The sequence below is a fragment of the Anaerolineales bacterium genome (genome assembly GCA_015075625.1).
GTDB lineage: Bacteria > Chloroflexota > Anaerolineae > Aggregatilineales > UBA2796 > UBA2796.
In genome coordinates this window covers 370,748-390,029 of record JABTTZ010000001.1, presented here as the reverse complement: position 1 = coordinate 390,029, position 19,282 = coordinate 370,748, and the positions used below count along the sequence as shown (strand labels likewise).

19 protein-coding genes and 1 tRNA gene are annotated in these 19,282 nt (G+C 54.2%); 15 read left to right on the top strand and 5 right to left on the bottom strand.

The genetic code is table 11. The annotated features are described in order from the left end of the window. Nucleotides 1-69: 69 nt before the first annotated feature. Nucleotides 70-1,014, top strand: a complete 945-nt coding sequence (locus tag HS103_01700; GenBank protein ID MBE7511517.1) for a PD40 domain-containing protein — start codon at nucleotides 70-72, stop codon at nucleotides 1,012-1,014. 290 nt (nucleotides 1,015-1,304) lie between these two features. Here HS103_01700 and HS103_01695 read toward each other — a convergent pair whose 3' ends face one another. After that, nucleotides 1,305-2,033 carry an amino acid hydroxylase gene (locus tag HS103_01695; GenBank protein MBE7511516.1) on the bottom strand — a complete coding sequence of 243 codons (729 nt, stop codon included), beginning with the start codon at nucleotides 2,031-2,033 and terminating at the stop codon, nucleotides 1,305-1,307. Between the two features lie 350 nt (nucleotides 2,034-2,383). After that, on the bottom strand, nucleotides 2,384-3,568 hold the full coding sequence (locus tag HS103_01690) for a homogentisate 1,2-dioxygenase (GenBank protein MBE7511515.1): 1,185 nt from the start codon (nucleotides 3,566-3,568) through the stop codon (nucleotides 2,384-2,386). A 214-nt stretch (nucleotides 3,569-3,782) separates the two neighbouring features. Between HS103_01690 and HS103_01685 the strand changes: the two genes are divergently transcribed. Further along, the gene (locus HS103_01685) at nucleotides 3,783-4,235 is read left to right on the top strand and encodes an Hsp20/alpha crystallin family protein (GenBank protein ID MBE7511514.1); all 453 of its coding nucleotides are present in this window, start codon (nucleotides 3,783-3,785) and stop codon (nucleotides 4,233-4,235) included. Between the two features lie 85 nt (nucleotides 4,236-4,320). On the opposite strand, the gene HS103_01680 is transcribed toward HS103_01685, so the two are convergent. Beyond that, the gene (locus HS103_01680; protein MBE7511513.1) at nucleotides 4,321-4,551 is read right to left on the bottom strand and encodes a hypothetical protein; all 231 of its coding nucleotides are present in this window, start codon (nucleotides 4,549-4,551) and stop codon (nucleotides 4,321-4,323) included. A 203-nt stretch (nucleotides 4,552-4,754) separates the two neighbouring features. Here HS103_01680 and HS103_01675 point away from each other — a divergent pair, with 203 nt between their 5' ends. The 12 genes from HS103_01675 (at nucleotide 4,755) to HS103_01620 (ending at nucleotide 16,834) form a co-directional block, all read left to right on the top strand. Beyond that, nucleotides 4,755-5,474 (top strand): Crp/Fnr family transcriptional regulator, encoded by a 720-nt coding sequence (locus tag HS103_01675; GenBank protein ID MBE7511512.1) that lies wholly within the window; start codon nucleotides 4,755-4,757, stop codon nucleotides 5,472-5,474. A 68-nt stretch (nucleotides 5,475-5,542) separates the two neighbouring features. Continuing rightward, nucleotides 5,543-6,241: a Crp/Fnr family transcriptional regulator gene (locus tag HS103_01670; protein MBE7511511.1), complete on the top strand. Its 699-nt coding sequence runs from the start codon at nucleotides 5,543-5,545 to the stop codon at nucleotides 6,239-6,241. A 153-nt stretch (nucleotides 6,242-6,394) separates the two neighbouring features. Continuing rightward, complete coding sequence (gene nosZ / locus HS103_01665) at nucleotides 6,395-8,386, top strand: Sec-dependent nitrous-oxide reductase (protein MBE7511510.1); 1,992 nt, start codon at nucleotides 6,395-6,397, stop codon at nucleotides 8,384-8,386. Between the two features lie 84 nt (nucleotides 8,387-8,470). Beyond that, nucleotides 8,471-9,142, top strand: a complete 672-nt coding sequence (locus HS103_01660) for a cytochrome C (GenBank protein ID MBE7511509.1) — start codon at nucleotides 8,471-8,473, stop codon at nucleotides 9,140-9,142. 52 nt (nucleotides 9,143-9,194) lie between these two features. Continuing rightward, nucleotides 9,195-10,637 (top strand): nitrous oxide reductase family maturation protein NosD, encoded by a 1,443-nt coding sequence (nosD, locus tag HS103_01655; protein MBE7511508.1) that lies wholly within the window; start codon nucleotides 9,195-9,197, stop codon nucleotides 10,635-10,637. Further along, nucleotides 10,634-11,518 (top strand): ABC transporter ATP-binding protein, encoded by an 885-nt coding sequence (locus HS103_01650; GenBank protein MBE7511507.1) that lies wholly within the window; start codon nucleotides 10,634-10,636, stop codon nucleotides 11,516-11,518. The genes nosD and HS103_01650 overlap by 4 nt, the downstream gene beginning before the upstream one ends. Further along, nucleotides 11,508-12,368, top strand: a complete 861-nt coding sequence (locus tag HS103_01645) for an ABC transporter permease subunit (GenBank protein ID MBE7511506.1) — start codon at nucleotides 11,508-11,510, stop codon at nucleotides 12,366-12,368. Before HS103_01650 ends, HS103_01645 begins: the two co-directional genes overlap by 11 nt. After that, nucleotides 12,365-13,114, top strand: a complete 750-nt coding sequence (locus HS103_01640; protein ID MBE7511505.1) for a FixH family protein — start codon at nucleotides 12,365-12,367, stop codon at nucleotides 13,112-13,114. The genes HS103_01645 and HS103_01640 overlap by 4 nt, the downstream gene beginning before the upstream one ends. Nucleotides 13,115-13,180: 66 nt before the next feature. After that, a complete protein-coding gene (locus HS103_01635; GenBank protein MBE7511504.1) occupies nucleotides 13,181-14,173 on the top strand; it encodes a c-type cytochrome in 993 nt (330 codons plus the stop codon). A 141-nt stretch (nucleotides 14,174-14,314) separates the two neighbouring features. Then, complete coding sequence (locus tag HS103_01630) at nucleotides 14,315-15,724, top strand: cobalamin B12-binding domain-containing protein (GenBank protein ID MBE7511503.1); 1,410 nt, start codon at nucleotides 14,315-14,317, stop codon at nucleotides 15,722-15,724. Continuing rightward, entirely contained in the window at nucleotides 15,721-16,530 is an 810-nt protein-coding gene (locus tag HS103_01625) for an MBL fold metallo-hydrolase (GenBank protein ID MBE7511502.1), read from the top strand. Before HS103_01630 ends, HS103_01625 begins: the two co-directional genes overlap by 4 nt. A 109-nt stretch (nucleotides 16,531-16,639) precedes the next feature. Next, the gene (locus HS103_01620) at nucleotides 16,640-16,834 is read left to right on the top strand and encodes a hypothetical protein (GenBank protein MBE7511501.1); all 195 of its coding nucleotides are present in this window, start codon (nucleotides 16,640-16,642) and stop codon (nucleotides 16,832-16,834) included. A gap of 644 nt (nucleotides 16,835-17,478) precedes the next feature. On the opposite strand, the gene HS103_01615 is transcribed toward HS103_01620, so the two are convergent. Continuing rightward, nucleotides 17,479-17,877: a protein kinase gene (locus tag HS103_01615; protein ID MBE7511500.1), complete on the bottom strand. Its 399-nt coding sequence runs from the start codon at nucleotides 17,875-17,877 to the stop codon at nucleotides 17,479-17,481. A gap of 186 nt (nucleotides 17,878-18,063) precedes the next feature. After that, nucleotides 18,064-18,135: transfer RNA gene (locus HS103_01610), tRNA-Gly, on the bottom strand. A gap of 189 nt (nucleotides 18,136-18,324) precedes the next feature. On the opposite strand from HS103_01610, the gene HS103_01605 reads away from it, so the two are divergent. Beyond that, the gene (locus tag HS103_01605; GenBank protein MBE7511499.1) at nucleotides 18,325-19,278 is read left to right on the top strand and encodes an ROK family protein; all 954 of its coding nucleotides are present in this window, start codon (nucleotides 18,325-18,327) and stop codon (nucleotides 19,276-19,278) included. The last annotated feature ends 4 nt before the right edge of the window (nucleotides 19,279-19,282 follow it).

The window sequence follows — 19,282 nt, the reverse complement described above, 5'->3', positions numbered from 1 at the left end:
CTTCATCCTACACAGTCTATAATTCACCTAACAACGGACATCTGATGAGGGAACAAGGACAGCCATCTTATGAAACGACTCACACAGATTCTGGCGGCGCTGTGTACAGTACTGCTTCTGACGGCAACAACGGCAGGGGCGCAGGGGCGTTATCGCATTCTCTATTCAACGGGAATCAGTATGGGGGGTGGGAGTGTCCCTATTTTTGTCATGGAAGGCGATGGCAGCGGGGCGTCAGAGCTTTTTGGTCAGTCGTTCGGCTGCAACACATTTGAACCCTCACCCGATGGCACACAGATCGCTTGTTATGTCCCCACGACAAGTTCAACGATCATCATGATGGGTCCGACGCCCACCCCTGATCCTTCTGAGAAAGCGGGCTTGTACATCCTCTCCCTTGCCGGTGAGGAGACACGGCATATTGTCTTTGGCGAGGCGTTCAGTCCGGCATGGTCGCCCGATGGGACGAAGATCGCCTATTTCACAAATACCAACGGGCTGCCGCAGTTAAGCATTGTGGAGGTGGCGACGGGGACAATTACGTCACTGCCCGCCTTCAAAGGGGGGGCGTATAACCCGGCATGGTCGCCCGATGGGACGAAACTTGCCGTCGTGGTGACCGCTGAAGATCGCTCACGCATTGGCGAACTATATGTGATGAACAGCGATGGGACAGACCCCGTGCAGCTAACGGAGAATACGACGGTGGGCGGCTTGGATAACAGCCCGTCGTGGTCACCCGATGGGACGAAAATCGTCTTTGATGCCTCGCGGGAGGATGCCAGCAAAGCAAATATCCTGATGATTGACGTGGCAACCAAAACAGAGACGGTGATCGTTGGGCAAGCACAGGTGCCGGGCTATAACTACGGCGCACGCTTTTCCCCCGATGGCGGGCTGATCGTCTTTGGGAATTTTGGCGACTTTGGTATCTATGTGGTGGATGTGGTCGGCGGGAGCATCAAGCGGATCAGCATGGGATACACCCCAAAATGGCTGCTGGTGGGGCAGTAAAAAACTTACCGCCTTCCTCTATACACAGGCAGACAGGGTATGAATGCCTCCTCCCCTTTTAGGTGCTGTGGGGGCGTCCCCTCACACCCCCCAGAGTGGGGCATGGGAGCAGTCTACCCCTCCGAATCGCGATTCACTCTTTGCCCGCATGTGGAAGAAGCGGGTACACACCGAAAGTGGATCGCAGAGGGATGAGGGTAACCAATGCCTGTACACCCTACTGTCGCCCCCTCAGCCTTGCGGGCGAGGGGGCTAGGGAGGGAGGGCATCGCCCAAGCCCCGGAAGGCAGCTAGGCGGGGAAGGTGATTCCCTCCATCTCAGCGAACTCCCGCATGATGCGCAGGGGGTGATCTTCACCATCGAGGATGAAGTATTTCTCGTGCATACTGTATGCCGCCCCAGCGGTTTCCGCCACCATACGGGTATCAAATGGCACTTTCGGGGTCTCTGCCTTCAGGCTGTGCAGCAGTTCGCCGGGGGAACTAAGCAGCCCCGCCCCATAGATTTTCAACGCGCCGCCCTCGCGGATGAACCCGAACTCCGTTGTATACCACCACAAACGGGCAATGCCAAGCCGCTGGTAATCTGTTTGGGCGTTCAGGTAGAACTTCCCAAACGTTTGCGCCATATCGGCAAACTCCTGATTCATGAAAAAGGCGAGATGCCCAAAATATTCATGGAACAAATCAGGATTAGGGGTGAACTCCAGTTCGTGCGGACGGCGAATGTAATTCGTCACCGGGAAGCGCCGTTCGGCAAGGTGTTCAAACCATTCTGTCGGTCCGAGGTAGCCATTTTGGGCATCGCCTAACGTCCAGCCTGTCGTCGCTCGAATATGTTCGCTGACGGTGAAGGGATCGGGCAGTTGGGTCAGATCAAGATTGAGCGCCGCCCACCCCTCATGAAAGAGGCGGCAGGCAGGCTCGCTGACAAGGGGGATTTGGCGAGTGCAAAGTTTTGCCCATGTCTCGTGATCTTCGTCGGTATAAACGGGTTTTTGTAAGGTGATGGTCGCCATAAGGGGAAGTCTCCTGAAAGGAAGGTGTCTTTCACGCAGCAAGACCGACACATGGATCGACTCTTTTTGCGGAAAGCAATGTCAATTTGCACAAGATCATAGCACCAAACCCATAAAACACACGGGTGAATCCCAAATTTTTGATGAATTTTCACTGGCGGTACGGAGCGGAGGAGGCGCGGGGCTAAAACCGCCGTGCTAGGAATAACCACCCCTATGGGGCTTGGAAAAGCAGACCAGCATGGGGGGGGCATCGCTTTGTCTTTAAGCCCTAACGGGGCGGTCAGCCTTAGCCCGCTGCTTGAGCGGCGGGCGGATAATTGACGACGAGGCGGGCGCAGACCATGTGCCTACCCCTCGGTGTTTTTTTTGTAGCGCTCCGGCAGCCAACTGGTGGCGTAGGCGTGATCTTCCATACCAAGGGCGTGGCGCGTCAATTGCAAGGGACGGAAGGTGTCGACCATCACGGCGAGTTCTTCGGTGCGTGTCTTGCCAATTGACCCCTCATACGTCCCCGGATGCGGTCCATGGGGGATGCCGTTGGGGTGGACGGTGAACGATGCCCGCTCAATTCCCCGCCGCGACATAAAATCGCCATCGACATAGTACAGCACCTCGTCGGAATCGACGTTGGAGTGATTGTAAGGGGCGGGAATCGAGAGCGGGTGGTAATCGAACAGGCGTGGGACAAACGAACAAACGACGAAGCCCGGTCCGTCAAAGGTTTGGTGGACGGGTGGCGGCTGGTGAACCCGACCGGTGATCGGCTCGAAATCCTCAATATTGAAAGCATAGGGGAACAAATGCCCATCCCACCCGACCACATCCAATGGGTGATGCCCATAGATAAACCGCGTGATTTGTCCCCGCGTTTTCACCTGCACTTCAAACTCGCCCACCTCGTCAAAGGTGAGCAGTTTTTCCGGCGGGCGCAGATCGCGTTCGCAGTAGGGGGCGTGTTCCAAGAACTGCCCGTAATCATTGATGTAGCGGCGGGGCGGCTCGATATGCCCGAACGCCTCAACCACAAGCATCCGTTGTTCCACGCCCGCATCAGGGACAAAGCGCCACAAAACGCCCGTCGGAATGACGAGATAATCCCCCGGACGGTAATGCAAGACGCCAAACTGGGTTTCAAGGACGCCCGTCCCCTCATGGATGAACAGCAGATCATCGCCTTGCGCATGTTTGTACCAGTAGCTCATTGCCTCGGTGGGGCGGGCAACCGACATGACCAGATCGTGATTGCCCATCATCGGCAGGCGGGCGGTGATGGCGTCGCCGCCAGCGGGGGTGGGCGCAGAGCGCAGGTGACGGTGACGGAGCGCGTCGGTATCCTCGTAGGGGATTTCGACCTTGCAGACCATCTCCATATGGCGGACTTCGGTGGGCGGGCGGTTGTGATAGAGCAGCGATTGAATCCCGCTAAAGCCATGAATCCCCATCAGTTCTTCGTGATAAAGTGTTCCATCCGGCTTGCGGAATTGGGTATGGCGCTTATGGGGGATCGCGCCGAGGCGGTAATAATAGGACATAGACCATCTCCACAGAATAAGTTGAACCCATACCTGTCTTGTGCAGATCGCCCAAACTATACCCACTTTCGCCTGCTGATACATCTCCTACAAAATGTTGATCTATCGTTTACGGTCTGTCTATGTGCCTCTAACGAAGGGGATTTATGATCAGAAGCATAGGTTTGAGACCGTATTGAGAAACAAAAACACACTGGTTGGAGGTACTTGAACAATGGCTACCGTAACACGTTGGAATCCTGTCCGCGATTTGATCACGATGCGTGAAGCGATGGATCAGGTAATGAACGAGGCGTTTAGTCGCACCCGTGAGAATCGTCAGGCATGGCTGCTGCCAGTGGATGCCTACAGCACGCCGGAAGCGCTTGTCTTGAAGGCGGATGTCCCCGGTGTGAAGCCAGAGGACTTACAGATCACCCTAGAGGGCGACACACTGACCATCCGGGGCGAGTTCAAGAAGGGCGAGCAAAGCACGAATGGCAATGCCAACGGGAACAGCTACCTGCTGCAAGAGCGGTTGTGGGGCAAATTTGAGCGCACCCTGACGGTGAACACCCCCATTGATGGGGAGAAGGTCGAAGCGACCTTTGAGAATGGTGTCCTCACGCTGACGCTGCCGAAAGCCGAAGCGGTGAAACCCAAGAGCATCACGGTCAAGCGCATCTAAACGCGCAGCGGGAGGACAGCCCGCCCCCCGCCCCCCCTCAATCGGTCTGACTGAGGGGGGGCTTTTTGTTGCCCGCGCCCCTACACTACTCCACCGATGGCGGGCGATAGACCCACAGATCGTTCAAATCCCCGTTTTTGTTCACCCCGCCAAAAAGGATCATCTGCCCGTGAGCGACGTCCCATATCGCAGCGTGGCTGCTGCGAAGGGGAGGTGCAGTCTCGCCAGTATGGATTAGCCATTCGCCCGCCAGCGGGTCAAACGCCCATAAGTCAGCCAGATCTCCCCACCGCCGCCGCGCCCGCCAAAAAGCCAAACGACTCCCCCCCTGCCACGAGGGACGGATTCGAGCGCGGTGCGGGCGCGGCGTTCGTCGGGGTCACCTCGCGCCAACCGTTCGTCAGCGGATCATAGCGCCAGGTGTCTCCCTGTGGACAAGGACCTCTGCGAGCGGATTGTTCTGAACTGTGTTTGGCAGTATAATTGACCTATTCAAACGGAGCACAAATTTTGGAGTATATGGCACTTGATCGTTTCCCGGTAAAGGTTGCCGAGGTAAGAAGCTTGCCGGCTTTTCGGGATATGCCAATGGAGCAGTTAGCCCTTTTGGCGTCATCAATGGTGCGCCAGAGTTACATGCCCGGTCAGGTCATTTTCACCGAGGGCGAGATAGCCGGTTCGCTCTGGTTCGTCTTTGAGGGGCGAGTCAAGATTATCAAACAGTCGTTCAATGGACGGATTCAGGGACTGTGTGTGATGGATCAAGGGAAGTGTTTTGGAAGCTGCCCCCTCTTTGATATGAACAGTAACCCGGCTACCGCGCAGGCACTGGATCATGTCACCCTTTTTCTCCTCCCCGAATCCGGGCTTCAGCAAGTGAAGGTGTGCAAACCTCAACTGGTTAAAGTGCTGCTGCACATCTACAGTCAGCGCTTAACGCACCTCGCCAAAGTGAGCGAGATATTAGGCGCATGGACTGTGCCCGACCGCATCAACGACTGCCTGCTTACCTATGCCAACCGCTCCACCCCCCAACCAACTGTGGAACTGACCCACGAGAGGCTGGCCGCACTCTCAGGAACCGTGCGAGAAGTGGTCACACGGCACCTTAATCATTTGGAAAAGGAAGGCATCATCCACAGCGAGCCGGGTCATATTACGATCCTCAACCTCAACGCGCTTATGCCTCCCTGTGCCTGTGATGATCAGAAGAAAAGCCCCTTACCTCACGAGGCGTGATTTAAGTCACATTCTGTTCATCCCAAAAGGCTTACCCTGATTACATATCGCCCTGATGTTGATGAAATGTGTCCCCGATGGTGAGCCTAGAGCAGCTTTTAGCCATTCCTCTCCTTCAGGCGCTCAGCCCACGCACCCAGCGCTGTCTTGCTGAAAAGGCAGTGGAACTGAGCTATGAAGCCCATCTTGATCTGTATCAGCAGGAAGATCCACCTACAGGGCTATATCTACTCCAGAGGGGGCACGTCAAGCTTTACCGGCATTCAAAGGACAAATGCCAGATATTGGCCCTGCTTGTGCCGGGACAGTGCTTAGGTGCGGAATCCCTGCCCACAGATACCCCCAGTCCCTATGCTGCTACCACCCTTTCCCCTGTACAAGTCCTCTTCCTGCCACCGGGGAATCTGAGAGTTCTGCTGGACGAACTGCCCGATTTCCAAGAGCTTTTTTTGCGCCTGATCACCGATAAACTTAAACAATTCGTCATCCTTGTACATGATCTCGCCTTTCGTGATGTGACTTCGCGTCTGGCGATGGTGCTGCTAGCGCGGGCTGAGGCGGAAGGACGACCCTACGAAGGGGGAATCGGCATTGAACGCCTGCTCTCACAACAAGAATATGCTGATATGGTCGGCACTGCCCGCGAAGTTGTCTATCGTACCTTTCGGAAGTTTGAGGCTGAGGGATTGATCCAAGTTACCCGCACCTTGATTCTCCTGTATAACCTCGATAAACTGCGCCAAATCGCCCTGCACGAAGCCCGCTGAAGTTCTTCATCCCCTTAAACCCATGTGACTTGAGTCACATTCGCCACCCCAGATCAGTGTCATGATGAACTGAGAAATCGCTTGCTGGGCATGATCTGGGGCGGATTCCTCGTCATTTCCATTTAGGTATAGGTAAAAGAGAGGCTAAAGAAAATGATTAAACTCCGGCTTTCACTGAAATCTCTATTCATCGTTGTGATTATGGTGGCGCTGCTTTTGGGAGTAGTAGCACCGAAGATGATCACCACGAACGCCCAAGATGGTTCCACTGATTGGCAGTCCATTATGGCACAGCGTGGTCTTACCGAAGCCGACCTGCGTGCTGCGGTGATGACCTATACCCCCAGCGGTATGATGGATGAATACGTGATGTTCGCTTCTGCTGGTCAGGGTGGTCAGATGCTAGCGATTGGAATGCCCTCCATGCGCCTGCTGCGGTTGATCTCCGTTTTCACCCCGGAATCGTGGCAAGGTTATGGGTATGGGGCGGGGAATGAAATCCTTGATCAGGGTAACATCGATGGTAAGGAAATCCGCTGGGGTGACACCCATCACCCGGCACTGAGCGAAACCAACGGCGAATATGATGGTCAGTGGCTGTTCATTGGTGATAAAGCCAATGGGCGCGTTGCGGTTATTGACCTGCGTGACTTTGAGACCAAACAGATCGTTCACAACCCCGCTTTCTTGAACGATCATGGGGGCACCTTTGTCACCCCCAACACTGAATACATCGTTGAGGGTGGTCAGTATGGTCTACCCCTCGGTGGAACCTACGCCCCCATCGAAAACTACAAAGATGCCTACAGCGGGATGATCACATTCTGGAAGTTTGATCGCGAGACTGGGCGTATTGATATGAGCAAGTCGTTCGCCATGGAACTTCCTCCCTACTGGCAGGATTTGTGCGATTCGGGCAAGTCCGTCTCCGAAGGTTGGGTGTTCTGCAATTCTTTCAATGCGGAAATGGCGACTGGCGGTATCGAAAAAGGCAATCCTCCTTTTGAAGCGGGCGTGAGTCGTGGCGCGGTAGACTACCTGCATATGATCAACCTGAAGGCTGCGGAGGCAGTCTTCCAAGCAGGTGGTGTTGTGGATGTCAAAGGCTTTAAAGTCATCCCCCTCGAAAAATCGATTGAAGCTGGACTGCTATACCTTGCCCCAGAACCCCGCAGCCCTCACGGCGCGGATGTGACCCCCAAAGGCGATTTCATCGTCGTCGGTGGCAAACTTGACCCCCATGTGACCGTCTACAGTTTCGCCAAGATGATGGCCGCTATCGCCGCTGGACCCACAGAGAAGGATGCTTTTGGAGTACCCGTTCTGTCGCTCGAAAGCGTGATGGAGGTTCAGGTTGAACTGGGACTTGGACCGCTGCACACCGTTTATGACGATCAGGGCTATGCCTATACCAGTCTGTTCTTGGACAGCGCTGTAGCACGCTGGAGCATCGGCGCAGAAGGTTATCGTCCGCAGGATGGCTGGAAGCTGATCAATAAGACCCCTGTTCAGTACAACGTGGGGCATCTTGCCGCTGCTGAAGGCGATACCGCAACTCCTGACGGGCGCTTTTTAGTCGCGCTCAACAAGTGGTCAGTGGATCGTTTCCTCAGCACGGGCCCACTGCTGCCCCAAAATCTACAGTTGATCGACATTTCGCAGCCGGGTGACAAGACTCAGATTCTATTCGATATGCCTATCACCGGCGCAGAACCACACTATGCCCAGATCATCAAAGCAGATAAGCTTAATGCGTGGGAAGTCTACCCTGAAGTAGGCTGGAACCCGGCGACCCAGACGGTTGATCCCAGAGCAGTCACCCAAGGCACCGAAGGTATAACCCGCGACGGTAAGAACGTAACTGTGCGCATGACCGCCGTTCGCAGCCACATGACTCCTGAGCATGTCGAGATTCAGGTGGGCGATCATGTTACTTGGACGATCACCAATGTGGAGCGTGCCCGTGACGCTACCCACGGCTTTGCAATCCCCTTCTACAATATCAACCTGAGTATTGAGCCGGGAGAATCGATCACCTTTGAGTTTGAAGCGACCCACGCAGGTGTGTTCAGCTTCTACTGCACTGAGTTCTGCTCAGCACTCCATCTCGAAATGATGGGTTACATGATGGTGAAGCCTGAGTGATGGTCAGCCATTGAGGGATGGTGGGGTGGGATAACTGCCCCACTACCCCTCATCATGCGCATAACCAGATCACAGAGGTTCAATATGGCTGCAAATATACTTTCCTCCTCCAATTCAAGCGCTGCACAGAATACTACTACTGGCGCTTCCCGTCATTGGCTAAAGTGGTTACCACCAGTCCTGTACCTGAGCGCGGCAGTGTTGATGATCGTCTCCACTGCTTTCCCCTACTGGGGACTGATCTTGCAGGCACCTCAATACCCCGGTGGGCTTCAGATGCGGGTATTTGTGAACTATATCACTGGAGACGATGATCCCAAACTGGACGAAGTTCGGGAAATTGACGGGCTAAACCATTACATCGGCATGAAGTCTCTCTATGACGCTGCACAGCTAGAACGCTCCATCGCCATCCCGGGGATGGTTGTGATGATCATCCTACTGATTGTGGCGGCATTTTGGCGGCGGCGCTGGACGTGGTTGTTGACTATACCAGCCCTGCTGTTCCCCTTCATTTACCTTGCCGATCTAGCGTTTTGGATGAACCACTATGGGCAGAACCTCGATCCCTATGCGCCGCTTTCTAGCGCTATTCGTCCTTTCACCCCGCCAATCCTCGGTGAGGGAGTCATCGGTCAGTTTAAGACTGTTGCCAATGTTGATGTGGGTTGGTATCTGATCGTACTGGGCAGTGCCCTGATCGTACTGGCGGCTGTCCTTCGCTTCGCTCAGCGACGGGCACGCACTTCAGGCTGAGGCAGCCTCTATGAAACCAACCTGCTGTACTCGACGAATCTACCGCCCCGCTGTGCTGATCAGCCTGCTCATGTGGATGGCGATACCCCTGATCACAGTTCGGGCACAAACCACCCTGATCGTGGCTCCGGGTGGAGCTTACCCCACCATCGAAGCAGCTCTTGTAGCTGCCCATAATGGTGACGTGATTGAAGTTCACGGTGGTGTATATGTCGCGCCGTTAGTGATCGAGAAATCGATCTCCCTGATCGGGATCGATCAACCGGTGATCGACGGTCGCGGCATAGGCAGTCTCGTGCTGATCAACGCCCCCCGTGTCATCTTTCAGGGATTCATCGTGCGGAACAGCGGTCACAGCCTGCCTCACGAAGATACGGGGATCGTGATTCAGTCCCCACAGGTTACTGTTGCCGATAACCTGCTTGAAGATGTCTTGTTTGGGATCTATTTTGCCGATGCCCCTCAAGGGATTGCTCAGAACAATGTTATCAGGGGCAAACCCCTTGAGGAGAGTATCCGGGGCGACGGCATCCGGGTTTGGTACAGCCATGATGTGAGTTTGATCGGCAATGAGATCACCAGCGGGCGTGACATCCTTATCTGGTATGCCAACAATATCCTCATTCGCCAGAATTACATCCACCATAACCGTTATGGACTGCATTTTATGTACAACAAGGATGCAGTGGTGGAGGACAACCGAATTGAGGAAAACGCCGTCGGCGCTTACATGATGTATTCGGCGGGACTAACCCTGAGCCGCAACCGGATCATCCATAACCGAGGGGCAAGCGGTTACGGTGTTGCCCTCAAGGATATGGATCAGGTGCGGGTTTTTGAAAACGTCTTTATAGGCAATGCAGTGGCCATTTTTTTGGATAACTCACCCTCCCTTTATGATTCCCACAATTATTTCAGCCAGAACTTCATTGCCTACAATGATATCGGCTTGACCGGCCTGCCCTCGGTGAAGCGAAATATTTTCCAGAACAACACCTTCCTCGAAAACTACCAACAGGTGAGTGTTCAGGGTCGTGGTAACCTTCTGGGAAACGCTTGGAGTCAAGACGGCATCGGCAACTACTGGAGCAACTATGTAGGTTATGACCGGGATGGTGACGGGGTGGGGGATATGCCCTACCGCGCCGAAAAGCTCTTTGAGAGCATCTCCGACAACAACCCTGTACTACGCCTTTTTACCTTCAGCCCAGCAAGCCAAGCCATTGACTTTGCGGCAGCAGCGTTTCCTTCCTTACGTCCTGATCCTAAGGTCATCGACGAAGCCCCTCTGATGAAATACAGCGTCCCCGTCCAGATCGACTCACCCGGACAGGGAATGACGTTTTCCTTACTGGCTGGTACAGGGCTGTTATTGGGGATTGGAGCACTGGTGTGTCTCTCGGCGCTGCGTAACCGGGCACTGTCTTCTATCAGGAGAACTTTAGCCGCGTCAGAACCTATGCCTAAAACTGAGCAGAAAGTACCCCTGACATGATCATCGCCAAAAATCTGACCAAACGTTACCGCAAACATGCTGCCCTGCATGAAGTCTCTTTCACCATCAAAGCGGGCGAGTCCGTTGCCTTGTGGGGCGCAAACGGTGCAGGAAAAACCACCACCCTTCGCTGTCTGTTAGGGGTGCATGGATTTGAGGGCGAGCTGACCGTGAATGGTATCGATGTGCGTAAACAGGGCAAGGCTGCACGGGCCGCCATCGGTTATGTTCCCCAAGAAACTGCCTTTTATGACCTGACCGTCGTAGAAACCTTGTATTTTTGTGCCCGTCTTAAAAAAGCTTCGGTGAAGCGGATCGATGAGGTGCTCACTCAGGTGCACTTATCGCCCCACAAGGCCAAACGAGTCCACATGCTCTCCGGGGGCATGAAGCAGCGTCTGGCGCTGGCAGTGGGACTTCTCTCCGATCCGCCTGTGCTGGTGCTGGATGAACCCACGGCTAGCCTTGATGTCAAAGCACAGCGGGATTTCATCCACATGATCCAAAGCCTGAATCAGTCCGGCAAGACCATTGTGTTCTCATCACACCGCTTGGATGAGGTTATAGCATTGGGCAGTCGGGTGTTAGTGCTGGACGAAGGCAAGTTGGTTCTGGATTGTGCCCCACATGAACTTGCGCCTCGCTTGGGGCTGCATCGCTGGCTGCGCATTTGGATTTCGGCACAGCACAAAGCTCAAACCCTGAATGTTCTGAGTGAACAGGGATACCGCTTTATGCCCAATGGGCACAGTGTGTACGTGCAAGTCAGCTTGAGTGGTAAGGTTGCCCCCTTGCGCCTTCTGGAATCAATGCAAATTCCCGTAGAGGATTTTGATCTGATCGACGGTGAACTGCTGTTACTGGGGGAAAATGATGATTGACCTTGCCAATATCCGCACCATGGCGGAAAAAGAGCTGCGCGACGCCCTACATAACCGATGGTTTTTGGTGTTTACCATCGCTTTTGCAGGGCTGGCACTGGTGCTTTCAACGTTAACTCAGCCCGGCGGAATGAACCTTCGTGTGGCCAGTTACAGCCGTACCGCCGCCAGCCTGATCAATCTGGTGCTGCTATTTGTACCGCTGATCGGGTTAACGTTGGGGGCTGCGAATCTCGCTGGAGACCGGGAGACAGGCGTACTGATGTATTTACTTTCGCAGCCTATCAACCGGGTGGAAGTCATCCTTGGCAAATTTTTGGGCATGGCGGGCGCACTCCTTGCCACCCTCAGCCTCGGATTTGGAGTGGCCGGGGTGGTGCTCTCGCTCCAAGGCGGGATTCAGGATGCTGGCGGTTATCTGTTTATGGTACTGCTGGCGTACCTGCTGGCCTTGGCGATGCTGAGTTTGGGCTTTTTGCTCTCCAGCATTACCCAGCGTACTGCTGCGGCCTTGGGTGGGGCGTTATTCCTGTGGCTGTTTCTGGTGTTTATCGGCGATCTGGGCATCATGGGCACAGCCACATCTACCCAGATGCCTATTGAAACCGTCTTTGCGATTGCGATCCTGAATCCCCTTCAGGTATTTAAGATCGCCTCCATCCTCGTACTCCAAGCAAACTTAGAAGTACTAGGGCCTGCGGGGGTGTATGCTACCGATCATTTTGGCAAGCTTCTCCTCCCCATGCTCATCAGCGGCTTACTGCTGTGGATCATCATTCCTTTGATGGGGGGAATGATCCTCTTTGGGCGTGAGGAGCGGTTGATTCAAAGAGGCAGAGGAAATTTATGACTTCCTTCCGAATGCTGTTGGCTATGGTGCTGTGTCTGTTTGTGATGAGTGCATGTGCCGGAGCCGCTTCTCCCACTATCACCCCCTCGAAAGTGGACTTATCCGTGAGGGCTGAACCGGAGCCACCCGCGGTAGGAGACTCTGAACTGATCGTAACCTTAAAGGATGCGCAGGGAACACCCATCGACGGCATGTTGATCCAAGCTCATGGAAATATGGATCATGCGGGCATGGCTCCGGTTGACGGCGAGTCCCACGAGAGCCTTAAGGGTGTGTACCGCATCCCCTTTGAATGGACGATGGGTGGGGGGTGGTTCGTGACTATCACCGCCACACTGCCCGATGGCTCGAAGATTAGCCGGGATTTCTCTTTCACGGTTGAAGCTGTCTCCAGCGAGAGTATCATTCGGCGTGCTACGGGCACCCCCGCCTCAGACTTTTCTGCCCTGAACATCGCCTACAGCCCTGATCGCAGCCCTGCCCTTGTGGGTAGTGGGATAGTGATCATCACCGTGACCGGCCCTGACGGCGCACCTGTCACTAATGCGATGGTGAAGGTGACAGGGAACATGCTCCATGAGGGCATGATGCCGATCACGGGGGAGGGTAAACATATGGGTGAGGGGCAGTATCAGGTCTCACTGCAATGGTCAATGGCTGGTGATTGGCAAGTCGTGGTTAATGTGACCCGTCCCGATGGAACACACGCGGAGCGCACTTTTGATCAGGACGTGGTCATGCCCTGAGCCACCCTGAGAATACCTGCGAATCTGTGTTTAATTCATCCAAATTTTATGAGGGAGAAAGTTTTCGTGGAGCATCACACACATAAAACGGCATCACTGCATCCTGTTCTTTTCAGTTTGATCTTTGCCAGCAATCTAGTGATCATCGGTGTTTTGATTCTGGTTGGATTAATGCAGTCTCAGCCCGATGGCGTTAACAGAGGCTCGGTAGTGGTTTGGGTAGCGCAGACATCCACCCCCACCCTTATTCCCACCAGCACACCAATCCCAACGGTAACCCCTACCCCCCTACCGACCAATACACCCGTACCTACTGCGACCTCAACCCCGCCTCCAACCAGTACCCCTCTCCCCACCCTGACGTCCATATCCCCTGTGAGCAGCAACCTCACCCCAACAGCAATCGCGCAGGCAGACGGCACTGGCGGGGGCAGCAGCACTTATGATCCGGCTCTGGTGACCAAAGGGGAGCAGCTTTTTGGTGCTTGCAGCGCTTGCCATGGGTCCAATGCGAAAGGTATTCCCAATCTGGGTAAAGACCTTATTGCCAGCGAGCTTGTGGCGAGATCATCCGATGCGGACCTGTTAACCTTCATCAAAACCGGACGCCCAATCTGGGATCCACTCAACACAACCGGGATTGATATGCCGCCCAAGGGTGGCAATCCGGCGCTAAGTGATGACGATATCCTCGCTATCATCGCCTTCATTCGCAGTTTGTCCGCTCAAACTGAAAGTGCGGTACCTGCAACTGATACTGAAACGGACCCTGCCTATGATTCAGCCCTTGTGACTGAAGGCGAAAAACTGTTCACGGCTTGTGCCGCCTGTCATGGGTCCAATGCGAAAGGTATTCCCAATCTGGGTAAAGACCTTATTGCCAGCGAGTTTGTGGCGAGATCATCCGATGCGGACCTGTTAACCTTCATCAAAGCCGGACGCCCGATCTGGGATCCACTCAACACAACCGGGATTGATATGCCTCCCAAAGGCGGCAATCCCGCTCTGACGGATGATCAGATTCTGTACATCATTGCTTATATTCGCTCATTAAGCTGACAACCGCAGCTTCGACCCTATCCCTAAAAGACCTTGCGCTGGATGTGTCCACTTTGGATCAACCTGCACGAGGTCTAGAATTGTCTCGCAGCTGAGATTAATTGTGAGAGAAGCATTCATTTGCAAGAACCGAGGTGTATCATGAGAATCCTATTGGTCAACCCACCCAGTGGTGATCTCACCGTTGGGTTGAAATATCTGGCGAAGGTCGAACCACTGGGGCTGGAGATCATCGGCGGGGCTGTTCCTGATCATGATGTTGAACTACTCGACATGGAACTCGACACCGATCTGGAGGGTGCCCTGAAGCGCTTTAATCCTGACATTGTGGGGGCAAGTGCACAGGTGGTACAGACCTACACAGTACAGCGAGTTTTCAAAATCGCCAAAGCATTCAATCATCGTATTTTGACCGTTGTGGGTGGACATCACGCAAGCTTGTGCCCAGAGGAGTTCAATTCGCCCTACCTTGATGTCATCGTCATTGGTGAGGGAGTTCCCGCCTTCCGAGAAATTGTTGCCCGCTGGGCAGAGCGGCAGATTGTGGACTTTGAGGATATTCAGGGGTTGGGGCTTCCCAGAGAAGGGCAGATACACTTTACCGAATCCCGCCACTTTCCAGCGAACCTCGATCATATGCCTCAACCCAAGCGCTCGCTCACAGATAAATACCGATCCCGCTATTACTATCTATTTGAAAGCTCGGTAGCTTCGATCCAGACTTCACTCGGATGCACCTTCCCTTGCAATTTCTGCTCCTGTCAGCACTTCACCAACCGACGCTTTATTACGCGGTCACCGGAGCTTATTGTTGAAGACCTAAAGACCATCCGCGAAGATTTCATCATGTTTTGTGATGATCACACCTTCATTGATGTGAAACGAATGGAGCGACTGCATGACCTGATCGTGGCAGCAGGTATCAAGAAGCGCTATTTTGCCTATACCCGTACTGACTGTGTGGTCAAAAACCCGGAAATCTTCGCCAAGTGGGCAAAGATCGGGTTGATGATGGTCATGACGGGTTTGGAGGCCATTGACGATACCCGTATCAACGAGATCAACAAAAAGACCAGCATCGAGATCAATGAAAAGGCCATTCAGATTCTTGCCCAAAACGGGATCGCCCTAAGCGCGGGCTTTTTGGTCATGCCGGATTACACCGAAGCTGATTTTCAGAACATTGATAGTTATGTACGCAAACATCCCAACATCGCCCTGACAGAACTGACCCCTTTGACCCCACTGCCCGGTACTGGCTTTCACCAAGAGATGAAAGACAAGGTGACAACCCACCATCGGGAACTATATGACCTTGCACATTTTGTGATTCCCACCACCAAGCTCAGTCAGGTGGAAATGTATCGCCTGATTCAGAAGTACTATTTTCGGGTTGTACTCCGGGCGATATGGCGCTTTAAGTTATATCGCCCACGGGCTGCCCTAAAGCGTCATATTCCCCAGCTACTTTTGGGGGCGATGCGCAACAGCAGGTTGATCAAGAATATGCATGTGAATACCTTTGCCCCAGTGCCAACGGATGTAGTATGAACATTCACTATTACAACTGGTCAGGCATCAGTCTGCAACACGCGGGCGCATTTATAGGCTTTGACTTATACGGTGAAGCCGTCACTTGGGATGTTCTCAAGAATGATCAGCCTAAACTGCTTTGTGTCACGCATGGGCATCCAGAGCACGCGGGTTCACTGCGGCGGTTTTTAGAGGCACCGGAAGCCCGTCCATACTTGGAAAACATCCACCTGATCTCCTCTCCTGCAGTTACTGCCCATATCAACCGACGCAATATACTCCTCCCCGCAAATGTACACAGGATCAAAGCAGGTGAAAGCATCACCCTAAATGAGATCAAGATTACTGCCTTCACTTGGGTACATATGCCCCTCTTGCCACCCGGATTCAAGCATAAAGTAGACTATCTTCTACAACTTGCACTTCACCCCTTTGATCTGCTCCGAATTGGCAGTCAAGGCTTGCGCTTGCCCATGAATGCTCCCCAACTTGGCTTTCATGTGCGTTATCCGGATGGAACGACGGTGCTCAACTACGCGGAAGGAGTTCACCGCCTGACCAATCCTCAGGAAGTTCAACGGGTGGCGCGGATTCTGCCCGCAGATATGCTCTTGTTTGCAGTTGAGCCTGACGACGCGGAGTCCATCCCTCGGTGGGTGGAGATGCTGTCTCCTCAAGAAGTCTATCTGTACGAGGCGCATCGCCCTTGGCGTGACTTGTTCCACCTGCCATTTATTGATCTGGAAGTCTACAGGCAACGTTTGCAGCAGCAATTTCAGACAATTGTCTTTCATGCGCTAACGCAGCCCGGCATTGTGCAGTAGCAGTAGCCGACAGAGGGCTTCACAGCGCGGTCTTGTCCCCGACATTTGAGAGAGAAGACCCCGTCGCTTGGGTGGCGTGTTGTTCGCCAGACATTGAAGGTAGGTAACCATGTCGAACCTGATCGGTAGACGTTTGGGTCCTTACAATATCGTAGGGATGCTGGGTAAAGGTAGTATGGCAACCGTATATCGTGCGCATCATGCCACAACAACCCTTGAAGCGGTGCTGAAGGTCCTCGCGGTCAATTCTGGTGGATACAGCGAACTTGTAAAGCGCTTCGAACGTGTGAATTTCGGACGGTGAACACACTCACCCATCCCCACATTCTACGTATCTATGGCTATGGTATCGATGTGGGGACAAGTACCCTCTATCTGGCAATGGGTGATCGGCAAAGCCTTAGCCAAGCACCGCGCAAACTGAATTGCTTCGGCCGAGGAACTTGCGACTCTGCTGCGGTCTGTGACCACACAGGCGGCAGAATTAGTTCCTTTCATTGGGACACAAACTGAACATATGATGCCTCCGATTCCCCCGGGTGGCAATGTGGCGAACGAGTCGACGGTTGTTGTTTCTATCAGCAGGGAACAGGCTGCGGCACAACAGCAGCGTGCACTCGAAGCCATTAAGGCTGAGATTGGGCAACGTCACCGCCATGAGATCGAATCCCATCGCACCACGGTCAATGCCCCTCCTCAGGATGTCGATGACCGGTTCGTAAACCGGATCAAAAAGCCGTCCGATTTGGCTAACCTGCTTGCTGAGCGTGCCCGTCTCATCAGCATCTATGGACGCGGAGGTGTAGGCAAAACTGCTCTTGCCTGCACAATCATGAGGTGCAGCGGATGCTTGAAGCGCTCATTGAGGTCTGGGGATGGAGGAACTGACCGCAGGAGGGCGGATAGAGAAGAGATTCAAAACTTCCTCGAGCAGCACATTCTGAGGCTTCAGGTCGTGGCGGATGAACCCCTTGGCATGGGCGTGATCAAGAGGGCGGAGGCGATCTGATCTAGGTAATGAGCAGTCTGTTCAGCGCTGAGCTGCTCCGCTCGGATAAGGCTGCCCCCGCTCTTGAGCTCCATCCCCAGATGGAGCAGGTTATCCTCGCGCCCGAAGTCATGAATCTTGAGGATGTGGGAATGATCGAGGGCAGCGATGGTCATCGTCTCGCGTTCAAAGCGTCGGATGAACTCTGGGTTGCACGCCAGTTTGGACTCGATGATCTTGACTGCCACGTCGCGCCGAACGCTGGTCTGATGTGCTCGATAGACGGTCGCCATACCGCCTTCGCCCAGCAGCGCTGTAATCTCGTACTGTCCCAGTTTACGCCCGATGAGTTCGTTCATGAAACTGCCCCCTTGCCCGTGTGGTAACCGTGGGTATTCACCACTTCCCTATTACTATAAAACAAACGGAGGGCGGGGCAAAGTGATAATTGTCACCCAAAGAGAGGGGGTTGGTGCTATAAACACAAACTCCCCACGAAGGGAAGCATCATTTGAGAGCTGTTTACATAGGCTAGGAGGGCTAAGAGCGGGTAAGCGGACTCGAACCGCTGACATGTTGCTTGGGAAGCAACCGTTCTACCACTGAACTATACCCGCATCGCACTTTGTGGGAGATAGTATAGCCCATCCTCCCGCCCTTTGTCAAGCATCCCCTTCACACAAAGACACCCTCCGCGACAGGTCGCCTCTTTCTATGAACTGCATACCTACCATTGCCGGATATGCCTTTCGTGGGGTACACCTTAGAGGGGTTTAGTGAGTTTTTCCGGCGCAAAGGGCAGCATCATGACTGAAAAAATACACTACATCGGGATCGATTTAGGCGGGACGCGCATTCGGGCGGGGCGTTTTGACGCGAATTTGGAGATGGACGCTCGCACCGAGACTCTCACCCTTGATGAGGAAGGTGTCGATGCCGTGATCGGACGTATGGTCGCGCAGGCACGCGCCGTCTTTCCGACGGACGGTGGGCGTGTGGCAGGGATTGGCGTCTCTGCACCGGGACCCATCGACCCCAAAGCCGGAGTGATCACCTCGCCTCCCAACCTGAAGGGTTGGAAAAATATCGAACTGCGGCGTATTTTGCAGGAGGCTTTAGGCGCTCCCGTCTTTTTGGGGAACGATGCCAATCTTGCCGCCCTTGCCGAACACCAACGCGGCGCTGGGCGCGGTTACACCGATTTGATTTACCTCACCATCAGCACAGGCGTCGGCGCAGGGGTGATCACCGACGGGCGCTTGTTGATCGGCTCACACGGGTTTGGCGCAGAGTGCGGACACCTGATCATGCTTGTTGAGGGGGAACACGTCTCTACCCTGGAAAAAGAAGCGGCGGGACCCTCCATTGCCCGCCATGCTGTTGCCGCGATTAAGGCGGGTGAGCAGTCGGCAATCATCACCTTTGCCGCCAATGACCTTGCCGAGGTCACGGCGAAACACGTCAGCGAGGCAGCACGTCAGGGCGACCCCTTGGCACTGCGCCTTATGGGGCGGACGGGAAAAATCATTGGCTGTGGGATCGTCAGTTTGCTGCACACCTTTAACCCCCAAATTGTCGTGATTGGCGGGGGAGTCTACAAGGGAGCATCTGATCTGCTGAACCCCGCTATGAATGACGCCATTCGCGCCTATTCCATTGGGGCGGAATATTGGCGCGATCTCGTCATTGCCCCCGCTGCCCTCGGTGAAGATGTCTGTTTGATTGGGGCGGCGGCGTTGGCAGTTGGCGGGGGGAACTAGGGTG